Source organism: Rhodococcus sp. PD04, assembly GCF_035918275.1.
Lineage (GTDB): Bacteria > Actinomycetota > Actinomycetes > Mycobacteriales > Mycobacteriaceae > Rhodococcus > Rhodococcus rhodochrous.
The window spans coordinates 978391-992482 of record NZ_CP142143.1 but is presented as its reverse complement, the minus strand read 5'-3'; the positions used below and the strand labels follow the sequence as shown (position 1 = coordinate 992482).

Genomic DNA, 14092 nt, shown 5'->3' with positions numbered 1-14092 from the left:
GCATGATCCCTACTGGTACAGCGATCCCGTGTTGAGGACGGGCTGAGCACTCTGGTCTCCACACAACACCACGAGGAGATTCGAGACCATCGCGGCCTTGCGTTCCTCGTCGAGTTCGACGGTGTGCTCGGCCTCGAGGCGGGCCAATGCGGTGCCGACCATCGAGACGGCGCCTTTGACGATCTGCTCGCGGGCCGCGATGACGGCGCCGGCCTGCTGGCGTCGCAGCATCGCCTGAGCGATCTCGGGTGCGTAGGCGAGCTGGTTGATGCGGGTCTCGATGACGCGGATGCCGGCGGACTGCACGCGGTCGTGGACCTCGGCCGAGAGCTTGGTGGTGATCTCGTCGGCATTCTGGCGTAGCGACATCACTTCCGGCGCAGCGTCGTACGGGTACGAGCCGGCGATGTGACGGACCGCGGCCTCGGTCTGCACGGCGACGAACTCCTCGAAATCGTCGACGTCGAAGACGGCGCGCGCGGTGTCCTCGACCTGCCACACGATGACCGCCGAGATCTCGATGGGGTTGCCGTCGGCGTCGTTGACCTTGGCCTTGCCGGTCTCGTGGTTGCGGATACGGGTGGAGATCTTGCGGCGGGTGTTGAGCGGGTTCATCCAGCGCAGGCCGGGCTCGCGCAGGGTGCCGGTGTACGAGCTGCCGAGGAGCTGGAGGACGCGGGCCTCGTTCGGCTCGACGAGGACGAGTCCGGCGAGCGCCACGAGGGCGAGCACGACGAGAACACCACCGGCGACGATCAGCGGAACGGTGACATCCACCGCTCCCCAGCCGATCAGACCGGCGCCTGCGGCGATCACGACCAGAGCGGCGATCAGCACCGGCCAGCCGTTGGACGAGGGGCCCGGCCGCTCGACGGTCACGGGTGACTGCACGACATCCATGTTCCTACCTCCCAGAGTCAAAGCGATATTAAAGTGATATCACATTTATCCGGACTCGGACAGCGTTCCTTCCGCGCACCGGACGTGATCGCGGCATGATGAAGGACAACGATCCGAGAGGGAGGCTCGCGATGCTCGCCGACGAGGCACTCGATGCGGCCGAGGTACAGACCGCCGATGCGACGCCGGTCGACATCGTCGTGATCGGCGCCGGGCAGGCCGGCCTGTCCACCGCCTACTTCCTCACCCGCTTCGGAGTCGCCCCCGAGACCGGATTCGTCGTCCTCGACCGCTCGTTCGGCCCCGGCGGCGCATGGCAGGACCGCTGGCCGTCACTGACACTGAGCACCGTCAACGGCGTCCACGACCTGCCCGGCCTCGCGTTCGCCGACGTCGTCGACACCTCCGCGGGAGAGGTTCCGGCAGCCTCCGCGGTACCGCAGTACTACGCCGCCTACGAGAAGGAGTTCGACCTTCCCGTCCACCGCCCCACCACCGTGCGGGTCGTGTGCGACCGCGGCGAGCGACTGCGCGTGGAGACCGAATCGGCCGTCTACGCGGCACGCGGCATCATCAACGCGACCGGCACCTGGGAGCGCCCCTTCGTCCCGTGGTACCCCGGCGCCGCGCGCTTCACCGGACGCCAGTTGCACACCAAGGACTACCGAACGGCGGAGGAGTTCACCGGGCAGCACGTGCTCGTCGTCGGCGGCGGCATCTCCGCGGTCCAGCTCCTCGACGAGATCTCCCGCGTCACCGAGACCACCTGGGTGACGCGACGCGAACCCGCTTGGAGCGAGGAACCTTTCACGGCCGAGCGCGGTCACGCCGCCGTCGCGCTCGTGGAGGATCGGGTACGACGCGGACTGCCACCCGGATCGGTCGTCTCCGTCACCGGGCTCCCCCTCACCCCGGCGCTGCGGGCCGCCCGCGAACGCGGCGCGCTGGAGCGATCCCCGATGTTCTCCGGGATCACCGAGACCGGTGTGCGGTGGAGCGACGGCCGGACACTCGACGTCGACGTCATCCTGTGGTGCACCGGATTCCGGAGTTCCCTCGACCACCTGGCGCCGCTGTCGTTGCGCAACGCCGGGGGCGGCATCACGATGGACGGCCGGCTCGCGACCCGCGTCGCGAAGGATCCTCGCATCCACCTCGTCGGCTACGGCCCGTCGGCGTCCACGATCGGGGCGAACCGCGCCGGTCGCGCCGCGGCCCGGGAACTGCTCGACCATCTCACCCGCGAGGTGCCGCAGCAGTGAGCGGGCGGGGCGGATCGGTGCTGCTGGTCGCGCTCGCGACCACCGCCAGCCTCGTCGCATCGGCACCGGCCCTGGTCGACGTCGCGCTCCCTCCCCCACCTCCGGTGCCGGTCGCTCCGCCCCCGACGCCGCTGACCGCCGACGAACTCACCGCGCGCACCCTGCCGGTCGTCGTGACGATCGACGCGAGCGCGGGATGGACGGGCATGACGGGCACCGGGATCGTGATCACTCCCGACGGCACGGTCGTCACGAATCATCATGTGGTGAGCGGAGCCACCGACATCAGCGCGGTGAGCGGCGCGAACGGCCTGATCTACGACGCGGAGGTCCTCGGCTACGACCGCGAGCGCGATCTCGCCGTGCTGCGACTCGGCACTGCGAGCGACCTCCCGGCCGCCACGATCGCCGAGGACCTGCCGCCGGTGGGCAGCCGGGTCACGGCCTTCGGCAACTCCCAGGGCGGTGGGGTCGTCGTGGCGACCCCCGGCACAATCGTCGAGTTCGACCGCAACGTGGTTGTGCGCGACGCCACGGACGGTTCGCGCCACCGCCTCACGGGGATGATCCGCACCGACGCCCCCATCCGGCCGGGTGATTCCGGCGGGCCGCTGGTCGACGAGTACGGAACGGTCGTGGGCATCAACACCGCGGGTGCGGTGCAGCGGAACACCGACACCTCGCCCGATACGACCCCCGAGGCGTACGCGGTGCCCATCACCGAGGCGGTCACCGTCGTCGAGCAGGTGCGGACGGGGGTGAGCGAAGGGTCGGTGCACGTGGGTCCGACACCCCGGCTGGGCGCGAGCGTCACCACCGCGCGCAGGGACGGCCAGGATCTCGGGGCCGAAGTGCTGTGGGTCTCCTACGACAGTCCCGCCTATCACGCCGGTCTCGACGCCGGTGACGTCGTGGTGTCGTTCGACGGTGAGCGGGTCTCGTCGACCGGTGAACTCGAGGAGCGCCTGCTCCGTCGCAGTCCCGGCGATGTCGTGTCGATCGAGTGGACCACCGAGAGCGGCGAAAGGCGTTCCGCCGACATCGTTCTCGAATTCGGCCCCGCACGCTGACGGCGACGTCCACCGAAAATCGGTTGATCGGTCGCCCGAGAGGCGAAGACACTTGACCTCGAGTCGCCTCGAGGTCGCAAGATCTCATCGGACCGTCCGACGACCGGGGGAACACGATGAGCAACCACACCGCATCACCGCCGCATCGGCGTCCGCGCCTGGCGCGCGGGCCCGTGCGGCCGTTCGCTCATCCGCAGTACCGCCTGCTGATCCTGGCGCTCGCGGCGGGACTGCTGTCCGTGGGCACCTGGCTCATCGCGGTGGTGTGGCAGGTCGTCGAGATGGGCGGTGGCCCGGCCGAACTGTCGTCCGTCGCGGTGGGGCCGGCGGTGGGCATGGTCCTCGTCGCACTTCTCGGAGGTGTGCTCGCCGATCGGATCCCGCAGCGCACCCTGCTCCTCGCGACGTACATCGCACGGGCGGTGCTGGTCGCGGTGACGGCTGCGCTCGCCGTGAACGGATCGATCACCTTCTGGCACCTCACCGCCGTGGGTTTCGCGCTGGGGCTCGCCAACGGGGTCCAGTTCCCGGCCTATTCGGCGCTGTTGCCGTCCATCGTCCCGCCGCAGGACCTGCTCGCCGCCAACGGGGTCGAGGGCGTGCTCCGGCCGACGCTCATGCAGGCGGCCGGTCCGGCGGCGGCGAGCGCCGTCGTGGCGGCCTCGTCCCCGGCGGTCGCCATGTGCACGGTCGCACTCCTCGAGGTGGTCGGTGCGCTGTGCATCCTCGCGATGCACCCGACCGCGGTCCGCCGTGACGACGCACAGAGCGACGAATCGAGCGGATTCCGTTCCGTGGTGGACGATCTCACGGAGGGTGTGCGGTTCACCGTGCGCACGCCGTGGTTGCTCGGAACCCTCCTGTTCGGTTCCGTCGCGGTCCTGTGCGTGCTCGGGCCGATCGAGGTGCTGATCCCGTTCGCGATCCGCGAGGCGACCGGGGGCGGGCCGTCGCAGCACGCGATGGTGATGGCCGGTTTCGGTGTCGGTGGTGCCGTCGGGTCGATGCTCGTGGCGTCACTGCGGCTGCCGAGGCGCTATCTCACCGTCCCGCTCCTGATGTGGGGCCTGGGTTGTATCCCTCTCGTCGTCATCGGCGTCTCGGGATCGGTACTGATCATGATCGTGGCGGTGTTCGTCGTCGGCGCCCTGTTCAACGCCGGATCCGTCGTGTGGGGGACGCTGCTGCAACGGCGGGTGCCCGCGCACCTGCTGGGCCGGGTGTCGAGTCTCGACTTCTTCGTCTCGATCGTGTTCATGCCGCTGTCGATGGCCGTGGCCGGGCCGCTCGCCCTCACGGTCGGGCTCGCGCCGACCTTCGCGGTGGCGGGGATCGTGCCGGCCGTCGCGGCGATGATCGTGATCGTCGCGGCCCGGACGCCGCGCGACGAGATCGACAATCCGCTCGAACTCGTTCCGGTGGACGGGGAGGAAGTCGACCCGGTGGACGAGGGGGTCGTCCCCGCGGAGTGCCGGAGCTGACGGTGCTCCCGTGGCACGGAGGACCCGCGCCCGAACCCGGTTCCACCTCGACCGGGATACTCGGAGCGTGAGCGCAACACTTCGTATCGACGGCCTGTCGGCCTCCCGTGGGGAACGTGTCCTGTTCGACGGACTCGATCTCACCGTCGCACCGGGCGACGTGATCGGACTCGTGGGGGCCAACGGCGCCGGGAAATCGACGCTGCTCACCACCCTCGCGGGGGTCGGCGACGCCGATGTCACCGGCTCGGTGATCCTCAGCCCGCCCGACGCCACGATCGGCTACCTCGCGCAGGAACCCGAGCGGGTGCCGGGCGAGACGATCCTCGGCTTCCTCTCCCGGCGTACCGGTGTCGCCGAGGCCGAACGCGTCATGAACGCCGCCGCCGAGCGCCTCGGCGACTCCGGCGAGGACGACTACACCCCGGCCCTCGAACGGTGGCTGGCGCTCGGCGGCGCCGACCTGGCCGAGCGCGCCGAGAAGGTGGTCGACGACCTCGGTCTGGACGTCGGGCTCGACGCTCCGATGACGTCGCTCTCCGGTGGTCAGGCCGCCCGCGCCGGGTTGGCGGCGCTGCTGCTCTCGCGCTACGACGTGCTCCTGCTCGACGAACCGACCAACGACCTGGATCTGGCCGGCCTCGAACGGCTCGAACGGTTCGTCGACGAGACGCGCACGGCACTGGTGGTCGTCAGCCACGACCGCGAGTTCCTCGCACGCACCGTGACGGGCATCGTCGAACTCGATCCCGTGCAACAGCAGATCTCGGTCTACGAGGGCGGATACGAGGCGTATCTCGTCGAGCGCGAGGTGGCACGCCGGCACGCGCGTGAACAGTACGAGGAGTTCGCCGACACCAGGTCGCAGCTCGAGGAACGCGCCCGGATGCAACGCAACTGGCTCGAACACGGAGTCCGCAACGCGCGCCGCAAGTCCAAGGACAACGACAAGATCGGACGCAAGCACCGCGCGGAGGCCACCGAGAAACAGGCCGCGAAGGCGCGTCAGACGCAGCGGCGCATCGAGCGGCTCGACGTCGTCGAGGAGCCTCGCAAGGAATGGGAACTGCGCATGGCCATCGCCGCCGCCCCGCGCAGCGGCACCGTGGTCGCGACCCTCGACGAGGCCGTCGTCCGGCGGGGTGACTTCGTCCTCGGGCCGATCACCACGCAGGTCGAGTGGGGCGATCGCATCGTCGTCACCGGTCCGAACGGCGCCGGGAAGTCCACTCTGCTGCGGTTGCTGCTCGGCACGATCGAACCGGATTCCGGTCGCGCGTCGCTGGGCTCGGGTGTGCTCGTCGGCGAGATCGATCAGGCCCGCAGCCTGTTCGAGGGCGACGAACCGCTCGTCGAGGCGTTCGGTCGCAACGTGCCCGACTGGCCGGACGCCGACGTGCGGACCCTGCTCGCGAAGTTCGCTCTCAAGGGTCACCACGTCCTGCGGACGGCGTCGTCACTGTCGTCGGGCGAACGCACCCGCGCGGGGCTCGCGCTGTTGCAGGCACGCGGCGTCAATCTGTTGGTGCTCGACGAACCCACCAACCATCTGGACCTGCCGGCGATCGAGCAACTCGAGCAGGCCGTCGACAGTTTCGAGGGCACTCTGCTGCTGATCACGCACGATCGCCGCATGCTGGAGACCACACGGACGACACGTCGATGGATGCTCGACGACGGGAAGCTGAGCGAGGAGTTGCTGTAGATGGGTGGAAGCGTGCGCGTGGACAGCTGGACGTGGTCGGTCCGGTTGTTCAAGACCCGGTCCGCTGCGGCGAGCGCGTGCCGCGCCGGGCACGTCCGCGTCGACGGGGTAACGGCCAAACCGTCGACGCCGGTGACGATCGGCGCCGAAGTCCGCGTACGCGCGCACGGTACGGAGAAGATCGTCGAGGTCACCCAGCTGATGAACAAGCGCGTGGGTGCACCGATCGCCGCGACCGCCTACATCGATCACAGTCCCCCGCCTCCGCCGAAGGAAGTCCTGGCGGCGCTCCCCCGCCGTGACCGCGGGGCGGGTCGTCCGACGAAGAAGGAACGCCGCGAACTCGACCGTCTTCGCGGCTTCGCCGACGACGACTGACAAGTCCACGATGTATCGATCCGTCGTCACCCATTGACAAAGTGTTGTGTTTTCACAACACTTTGTTCCATGAGTCCGGTACGTCGTGGGGAAACTCTCCCCATCTACAACCGCATCCGCGTGCTGCGCGCGGAGCGTGGCATGAGCCGCGCACAACTGGCCGCGCTCATCGACGTGAACCCGCAGACCGTCGGCGCACTCGAACGCGGCGACCACTATCCGAGTCTCGATCTCGCCTTCCGCATCTGCGATGTCTTCGGACTACCGGTCGAGGCCGTCTTCTCCCGCACCGAGTTCACGCCGTTGTCGACCGAGCTGTACAAGCCTCGGAAGGAGGCCTGAGATGACCACAGGATCCCTGCTCGACCGCTACGAGGAATACCGCACCCGCAGGTTCCTGAAGAACGAGGAGATCACCGGGGGGTGGATGCCGAACTGGCGTACCCGACGTCGCCGCCGCATCCTCGCCGTCGCCGTCGTAGCGCTGATCGCGTTGATGTTCGCCGTCGCGATCGCCTCGTACTTCACCATGGCGGCAGCGATCGTGTGGCTGCCGGCCGCGTTGATCTTCCTGCCCGCCTGGACCTGCCTGCAGATCGTCTCCGGACGCCAGTCGGACGCTCCCCGCCATGCGCTCGACGAACGCGAGATCGCCGAGCGCAACAGTGCCCGCTCGATCGGATTGTCGGTGGCACAGGCACTTCTGCTGATCCCCATCTTCACCCTGCTCTTCGGCGCCTCGATCGACTCCCTCGACCACCAGGCCCTCGCGTACTCGATGGGTGGGCTCGCGCTCGCCTCGATCCTGTTCAGCGGTTGCCTGCCCGCCGTGCTGCTCGCCTGGACCCGCCCCGACGACGATCCGGAGGACCTGCTGTGACACTGACGATCGACAATCTCTCGAAGCGCTACGGCGACAAGATCGCTCTGGACGGCGTGAGTTTCGAAGTCCGCCCCGGTGAGTTGTTCGGTTTCGTCGGCAGCAACGGGGCCGGCAAGACCACCACCATGCGGATCACCCTCGGCGTCCTGGCCGCCGACTCCGGCGAGGTCCGCATCGACGGGAAACCGGTCGACCTCGGGATGCGCCGCAACATCGGGTACATGCCCGAGGAACGCGGCCTGTACCCGAAGATGAAGGTCGGCAAGCAGTTGTCCTATCTCGCCCGGCTGCACGGACTTTCGAAGTCGGAGGCATCGGAGGCGGTGCAGCGGTGGACCGAGAGGCTCGGTATCGCCGAACGTCTCGGCGATACGGTCGACGCCTTGTCGCTCGGCAACCAGCAACGCGTGCAGCTCGCCGCGGCACTCGTGCACGACCCGAAGGTCCTCGTCCTCGACGAGCCGTTCTCCGGCCTCGACCCGGTGGCCGTCGACGTCATGAGCGACGTCCTGCTCGAGAAGGCGAAAGAGGGTGTGCCGGTCGTGTTCTCGAGCCACCAACTCGACCTGGTCCAACGCCTGTGCGACCGCGTGGGCATCATCGGCGCGGGCCGGATGCGCGCCGTGGGCACCGTCGACGACCTGCGGTCCAAGGGCGATGCGCTCCTCGTCGTCCACGCGCCGCAGGCACCCCGCGGATGGGCGCACGGCCTGCCGGGCGTCACCCACGCCGAGTACGAGGACGAACGCACCGTGCTCACCGTCACCCCCGGCGCCGACGACCAGCTGATCCTCAAGGCGGCGCTGGCCACCGGCCCGGTCCACGAGTTCTCGCTCCGGCGCCCGTCCCTGACCGAGCTGTTCCGAGAGGTGGTTTCCGCATGAGCGCCCCGTTGAGCAACGCCCGCGCGGTCGGTCTCGTCGCGTCACGCGAGTTCGTCACGCAGGTACAGAAGAAGAGCTTCCTGATCAGCAACGCGATCATCCTCGTCGCGATCGTCGTCGGCATCGTCGCCACCTCGGTCCTGTCCGGCGGCGACGACGACCGGCCCACCGTCGGAGTCGTGGGCGCACCCGCGCTGCAGACGACGATCGAATCGCTCGGCGAGACCGTCGGCACTCCGCTCGAGGTCTCCGACGTGCCCGACGCCGCCACCGCCCGCGAACAGGTGTCCTCCGGCGACCTCGACGTCGCGCTCGTCCCCGGCGACGGGGCGTCCGTCACGGCGATCACCGAATCGGAACTCGACACCGACGTCCGCGCCGTCGTCGAGGCAGCTGTCGTGCAGCAGGCCCAGGTCGCCGCGCTGACCGACCGCGGCGTCGATCCCACTGCGGTCGCGGCCGACGTGTCCGCGGCGACCGTGACCGTCGACGCCCTCGACCCGCCGGATCCCGAACAGGGACAACGCATCATCCTCTCGATCATCGCCGTGGTCCTGCTGTACATGCAGATCCTGATGTTCGGCATGTACGTCGCGACGGGTGTCGTCGAGGAGAAGTCCTCGCGCGTCGTCGAACTGCTGCTGTCCACGCTGCGTCCGCTCCAGCTGCTGTGGGGCAAGATCCTCGGCATCGGTGCGGTCGGGCTCCTGCAACTCACCGCCTACGGGGTGGTCGGCGTCGGCACCGCGCTCGCCACCGACACCCTCACGATCACCGGCACCGCCCTCGGCGTGCTCGCCGGCACCCTCGGCTGGTTCGTCCTCGGCTTCGCGTTCTTCGCCGTCCTCTACGCGGCGGCGGGGTCGATGGTGTCGCGGCAGGAGGACGTCAACTCCACCTCGGGTCCGCTCGTGATGCTGATCCTCGCGATGTTCTTCGCGGCGTTCTCGTCGGTCGACGATCCCGAGGCCGGATGGAGCACCACGCTGAGCTGGATCCCGCCGTTCTCGGCGATCCTCATGCCGTTGCGTATCGCGGCAGGGGTGGCCACACCGTTGCAGATCGTCGGCACCATCGTTCTGATGGTCGCCGCCATCGCGGTGCTCAGTGTGATCGCCGCGCGCATCTACCAGCGATCGATCCTGCGCATCGGCCGGACGGTCACGTGGAAGGAAGCCCTCGGCCGATAACCGACCCTGCAACGAGGGGGAGGATATGTGCGGTTTGTCGCAAGAACGCGCACACAACCTCCCCCTCGTTCGCGTCGGTATAGGTTGACGTCGACGGACGAGGACAGGTGGAGGCGACGTGGCCGGTGGCAGGATCTCGGCGCAGGAGTTCATCGACAAGGCGCTCGACCCGGGAAGCTTCGTCTCCTGGGACGTTCCACCGATCGATGCCGGGGCGGGCGAGAAGTACCTCGCCGATCTGGACAGGGCCGCCGAGAAGTCCGGGGTCGACGAATCCGTGCTCACCGGGTCGGGCACCGTGCACGGCCGTCACGTCGCGCTGATCGTGTGCGAATTCGCCTTCCTCGCAGGATCGATCGGTGTCGCCGCCGCCGAACGCATCGTCACCGCCGTCGAACGGGCGACCGCAGAGGGCCTGCCCCTGCTCGCCTCCCCCACCTCCGGGGGCACCCGCATGCAGGAGGGCACGCTCGCCTTCGTGCAGATGGTGAAGATCGCCGCAGCCGTCGCCGCCCACAAGGCCGCCCATCTCGGTTACCTCGTGTACCTGCGCAACCCGACGACCGGTGGCGTGTTCGCGTCGTGGGGGTCGCTCGGGCACGTCACCGCCGCCGAACCGGGCGCGCTCGTCGGCTTCCTCGGCCCGCGCGTCTACAAGGCGCTCTACCAGGAGAACTTCCCCGAGGACGTCCAGACGGCGGAGAACCTGTACCGCAAGGGCGTGATCGACGGAGTCGTGCCCATCGGCGGTGTGCGGCAGGTCGTGCACCGGTTGCTGCGCGTGCTCGTCGAGGGGAACCGGCCCGAGGTGACGTCGAGTCCGGCGATCACCACCGTCGACGACGTGCCCGACATCCCGGCCTGGCAGTCGGTGATGCTCAGTCGACGCCCCGAACGGCCCGGTATCCGGCAGTTGCTGCGTCATGCCGCCTCCGCGCAGGTCCCCCTGTCCGGGACCGGTGAGGGAGAGTCCGATCGCACCGTCCTGCTCTCGCTCGCCCGGTTCCGCGGTGTCTCGTGCGTGATGTTCGGTCAGGACCGCGCGGGACAGTCACCCGAACGCACGATGGGGCCGGGAGCGCTGCGCGAGGCCCGCCGCGCGATGCGTCTCGCCGACGAACTGCGCCTGCCGCTCGTGCTCGTCATCGACACCCTCGGTGCGTCGCTGTCGAAGGAGGCCGAGGAGCGCGGGCTCGCACCCGAGATCGCCCGCTGCCTCGCCGATCTCGTCACCCTGCCCACTCCGACGGTGTCGGTGCTGCTCGGCCAGGGAACCGGCGGCGGCGCACTCGCCCTGCTCCCCGCCGACCGGGTGTTGTGCGCGCAGCACGGCTGGCTCGCGCCGCTCCCGCCCGAAGGTGCCAGCGCGATCGTGCACCGCGACACCACCCACGCACCGGCCATGGCGCAGGATCAGGGGATCCGCTCCCGCGACCTACTGCGCAACGGTGTCGTCGACGCGGTCGTCCCCGAGCGTCCGGACGCCACCGAGGAACCCGTCTCGTTCGTCAAGCGGGTCGGTGCCGCGGTCGCCCGCGAACTCGCGATCCTCACCGAGGAACCCGCGGAGGACCGCTACCGGCGACGGATCGAGCGGTACCGGAAGCTCGGTGTGCCGTCCTGACGCGGCGCGATCCGGATCAGCTCGAACCCGCCACCGCTCCGCCGGCCACGACGGCGGCCATCATGGCCGCGTTGACGGACGCGACGGCATCGCGCACCGCTCTGGCCGCCCACTCGCCCTGCGCGATCTCCTTCGCCCGCTTCTTCACCGCTCGCTTGTCGGCGTCCGGGAACACCTTCGGGGCCGCATCCGCCGCCGACAGCAGGGCGATCAGCGCCGCGGTACGTGGCTCCGGGGTCAGGCCGTCGATCAACGCCGCGCGGATCAGGTCGCGGACGCGCTGTTCGTGGGTGAAATCGATCGCGGGCCACTTCTTCGTGGGGAACACCCCGAGGATCTTCCCGCGCTCCTCCGAGACCCAGCCCTGCTCGACGACCCGCGCGAGAAGCTTCTCCTGCAGGCCCTTCTGCAGTTTCTCGATGGCCGCCGTCGGCTTCACCGGCCTGCCCGAGCCGAGCCGCTCGACCGCCTCGGCGAGGATCGGATCGGCGGGTCGTGCCTCGGTGCGTATCGCGATCCGCCCCTTCTTCACCTGGTTCCCCTCGGTGTCGACGGCCACCACGTCGTCGAGGGCGAGTTCGAGGAGCACGGCACCGGCGAGAACACGCGGCAGTTTCACCCCGTCGACGACGGACTTTCCCGATTCGTCGTCGAGAAGCAGGAGCAGCAGGTCTTCCGCGATCGAGGTCATGCGGCTCAGGGTAGGCACTTCGTCCGTTCGTCGCGTGGTTGTGGCCGTCCGACGCAGACCTGCAGCCACCCCCTTGCAGGTCACATAGAGTGGTTCGCGCCACAACCGCCGTCGAGGAAGGACACGAACGATGGGCTCGTACGAGGAGGCGTTCCGCCGGAGCACCGAGGATCCGGAGGGATTCTGGCTCGAGGCCGCCCGCGCGGTCGAGTGGGAGAGCGCGCCGACGCGAGCCCTCGACGACTCGGCGGCACCGTCGTACAAGTGGTTCCCGGACGGCACGCTGAACACCAGCGTCAACGCACTCGACCGGCACGTACAGGCAGGGAACGGCGACCGTCCGGCCCTGATCTGGGATTCGGCGATGGTCCCGGCCAAGCGCACGTACACCTACGCCGAACTGCTCGACGAGGTCGCGAAGTTCGCCGGTGTGCTGCGCGACCAGGGTGTGGCTGCCGGCGACCGCGTCATCGTCTACATGCCGATGATCCCCGAGGCCGCCATCGCGATGCTCGCCTGCGCCCGCATCGGGGCGGTGCACTCGGTGGTGTTCGGCGGGTTCGCCGCGAAAGAGCTCGCGACCCGCATCGACGACGCCACGCCGGTCGTGCTGGTCACCGCCTCCGGCGGCCTCGAACCCGGCCGCACGGTCGAGTACCTGCCGATCGTCGAGCAGGCGATCGGTCTGTCGCCGACCCCGCCGCACACCGTGATCGTGAAGAACCGCGAGCAGATCCCCGGTTCGGCGGCCGACTACCAGACGTCCTCGGCGGCGTGGTTCGACTGGGACGAGCTGTGCGCCGACGCGTCCCCCGCCGAGCCCGTGACGGTCGCGGCGACCGATCCGCTCTACATCCTCTACACCTCCGGCACCACCGGGAAGCCCAAGGGCGTGGTCCGCGACAACGGTGGGCACGCCGTGGCCCTGACGTGGTCGATGCACAACATCTACGACATCGATCCGGGCGACGTGTGGTGGACCGCCTCCGATGTGGGCTGGGTGGTCGGCCACTCCTACATCGTCTACGGCCCGCTGCTGGTCGGTGCGACGACGGTGATGTACGAGGGCAAGCCCGTCGGCACCCCCGACGCGGGTGCGTTCTGGCGGATCATCGCCGAGAACGGCGTCAAGGCCCTGTTCACCGCTCCCACGGCGATTCGCGCTGTGCGCAAGGCGGATCCGAACGCCGAGGAGCTGAAGAAGTACCCCATCGACTCGCTGCAGACGCTCTTCGCCGCCGGTGAGCGCCTCGACCCCGACACCTACCACTGGGCGACGAAGGTGCTCGACCGCCCGGTGGTCGACCACTGGTGGCAGACCGAGACGGGTTGGGCGATCGCCGCGAACATGCGCGGCCTCGAACCGATGCCGCTCAAGGCCGGCTCCCCCACCGTCCCCGTGCCGGGATACCGGGTCGAGATCGTCGACGGAGAAGGCAAGCCCGTCGATCCGAACACCGAAGGCAACATCGTCATCCGTCTGCCGTTGCCGCCCGGCACGCTGGCCGGCCTGTGGCAGGACGACGACCGGTACCGCCGCTCGTACCTCGACACCTTCCCCGGTTACTACCTCACCGGCGACTCGGGCTACGTCGACGAGGACGGCTACGTCTTCGTCCTCGGCCGGTCCGACGACGTGATCAACGTTGCCGGGCACCGGCTCTCGACCGGCAGCATGGAGGCCGTGGTGGCCTCGCATCCCGCCGTCGCCGAATGCGCCGTGGTGGGCATCCGCGACGAACTGAAGGGCCAGCGCCCGTCGGGTTACGTGGTGCTCAAGTCCGGCGTGGAGATCGATCCCGAGACCCTGCGACAGGAACTCGTCACGATGGTCCGCGACCAGATCGGCGCGGTCGCGACCTTCCGCGACGTGACCGTGGTCCAGGCCCTGCCGAAGACGCGCTCCGGCAAGATCCTCCGCAAGACCATGCGGCAGATCGCCGACCACGAGGAGTACACCGTGCCGTCGACGATCGAGGACCCGGCCGTGCTCGACGCGTTGAAGGAACAACTCGGCGGCTGAT

Annotated in this window: 13 protein-coding genes; 11 read left to right on the top strand and 2 right to left on the bottom strand. The window is 69.2% G+C overall.

The annotated features are described in order from the left end of the window. Positions 1-9: 9 nt before the first annotated feature. A complete protein-coding gene (locus U9J23_RS04665) occupies positions 10-900 on the bottom strand; it encodes an SPFH domain-containing protein (protein ID WP_085469288.1) in 891 nt (296 codons plus the stop codon). A 131-nt stretch (positions 901-1031) separates the two neighbouring features. On the opposite strand from U9J23_RS04665, the gene U9J23_RS04660 reads away from it, so the two are divergent. The 10 genes from U9J23_RS04660 (at position 1032) to U9J23_RS04615 (ending at position 11377) form a co-directional block, all read left to right on the top strand. Next, positions 1032-2162: an NAD(P)-binding domain-containing protein gene (locus U9J23_RS04660; protein WP_085469287.1), complete on the top strand. Its 1131-nt coding sequence runs from the start codon at positions 1032-1034 to the stop codon at positions 2160-2162. After that, a complete protein-coding gene (locus U9J23_RS04655) occupies positions 2159-3232 on the top strand; it encodes a S1C family serine protease (protein WP_326601608.1) in 1074 nt (357 codons plus the stop codon). Before U9J23_RS04660 ends, U9J23_RS04655 begins: the two co-directional genes overlap by 4 nt. Before the next feature lie 116 nt (positions 3233-3348). Continuing rightward, positions 3349-4713, top strand: coding sequence for an MFS transporter (locus tag U9J23_RS04650; RefSeq protein ID WP_229580517.1), 1365 nt, complete (start codon positions 3349-3351; stop codon positions 4711-4713). Between the two features lie 67 nt (positions 4714-4780). Beyond that, positions 4781-6418 (top strand): ABC-F family ATP-binding cassette domain-containing protein, encoded by a 1638-nt coding sequence (locus U9J23_RS04645; protein ID WP_326601605.1) that lies wholly within the window; start codon positions 4781-4783, stop codon positions 6416-6418. Beyond that, positions 6419-6796 carry an RNA-binding S4 domain-containing protein gene (locus U9J23_RS04640; protein ID WP_059381753.1) on the top strand — a complete coding sequence of 126 codons (378 nt, stop codon included), beginning with the start codon at positions 6419-6421 and terminating at the stop codon, positions 6794-6796. 69 nt (positions 6797-6865) lie between these two features. Beyond that, positions 6866-7138: a helix-turn-helix transcriptional regulator gene (locus U9J23_RS04635; protein ID WP_016934131.1), complete on the top strand. Its 273-nt coding sequence runs from the start codon at positions 6866-6868 to the stop codon at positions 7136-7138. Position 7139: 1 nt separating this feature from the next. Continuing rightward, positions 7140-7676, top strand: coding sequence for a hypothetical protein (locus U9J23_RS04630; protein WP_059381754.1), 537 nt, complete (start codon positions 7140-7142; stop codon positions 7674-7676). After that, entirely contained in the window at positions 7673-8563 is an 891-nt protein-coding gene (locus tag U9J23_RS04625; protein ID WP_059381755.1) for an ABC transporter ATP-binding protein, read from the top strand. The genes U9J23_RS04630 and U9J23_RS04625 overlap by 4 nt, the downstream gene beginning before the upstream one ends. Continuing rightward, entirely contained in the window at positions 8560-9753 is a 1194-nt protein-coding gene (locus U9J23_RS04620) for an ABC transporter permease (RefSeq protein WP_326601599.1), read from the top strand. Before U9J23_RS04625 ends, U9J23_RS04620 begins: the two co-directional genes overlap by 4 nt. Positions 9754-9871: 118 nt before the next feature. Next, positions 9872-11377: a carboxyl transferase domain-containing protein gene (locus U9J23_RS04615; RefSeq protein WP_272266760.1), complete on the top strand. Its 1506-nt coding sequence runs from the start codon at positions 9872-9874 to the stop codon at positions 11375-11377. 16 nt (positions 11378-11393) lie between these two features. Here the strand turns inward: U9J23_RS04615 and U9J23_RS04610 are convergent, their stop codons facing one another. After that, on the bottom strand, positions 11394-12068 hold the full coding sequence (locus tag U9J23_RS04610; RefSeq protein ID WP_085469282.1) for a GOLPH3/VPS74 family protein: 675 nt from the start codon (positions 12066-12068) through the stop codon (positions 11394-11396). 130 nt (positions 12069-12198) lie between these two features. On the opposite strand from U9J23_RS04610, the gene U9J23_RS04605 reads away from it, so the two are divergent. Next, positions 12199-14091: a propionyl-CoA synthetase gene (locus tag U9J23_RS04605; RefSeq protein WP_106200554.1), complete on the top strand. Its 1893-nt coding sequence runs from the start codon at positions 12199-12201 to the stop codon at positions 14089-14091. The last annotated feature ends 1 nt before the right edge of the window (position 14092 follow it).

Bases quoted from the DNA above. Each gene is read 5' to 3' on its own strand.
- U9J23_RS04665 (WP_085469288.1), bottom strand. From the start codon at position 900: ATGGATGTCGTGCAGTCACCCGTGACCGTCGAGCGGCCGGGCCCCTCG.
- U9J23_RS04660 (WP_085469287.1), top strand. From the start codon at position 1,032: ATGCTCGCCGACGAGGCACTCGATGCGGCCGAGGTACAGACCGCCGAT.
- U9J23_RS04650 (WP_229580517.1), top strand. From the start codon at position 3,349: ATGAGCAACCACACCGCATCACCGCCGCATCGGCGTCCGCGCCTGGCG.
- U9J23_RS04640 (WP_059381753.1), top strand. From the start codon at position 6,419: ATGGGTGGAAGCGTGCGCGTGGACAGCTGGACGTGGTCGGTCCGGTTG.
- U9J23_RS04635 (WP_016934131.1), top strand. From the start codon at position 6,866: ATGAGTCCGGTACGTCGTGGGGAAACTCTCCCCATCTACAACCGCATC.
- U9J23_RS04630 (WP_059381754.1), top strand. From the start codon at position 7,140: ATGACCACAGGATCCCTGCTCGACCGCTACGAGGAATACCGCACCCGC.
- U9J23_RS04620 (WP_326601599.1), top strand. From the start codon at position 8,560: ATGAGCGCCCCGTTGAGCAACGCCCGCGCGGTCGGTCTCGTCGCGTCA.
- U9J23_RS04610 (WP_085469282.1), bottom strand. From the start codon at position 12,068: ATGACCTCGATCGCGGAAGACCTGCTGCTCCTGCTTCTCGACGACGAA.
- U9J23_RS04605 (WP_106200554.1), top strand. From the start codon at position 12,199: ATGGGCTCGTACGAGGAGGCGTTCCGCCGGAGCACCGAGGATCCGGAG.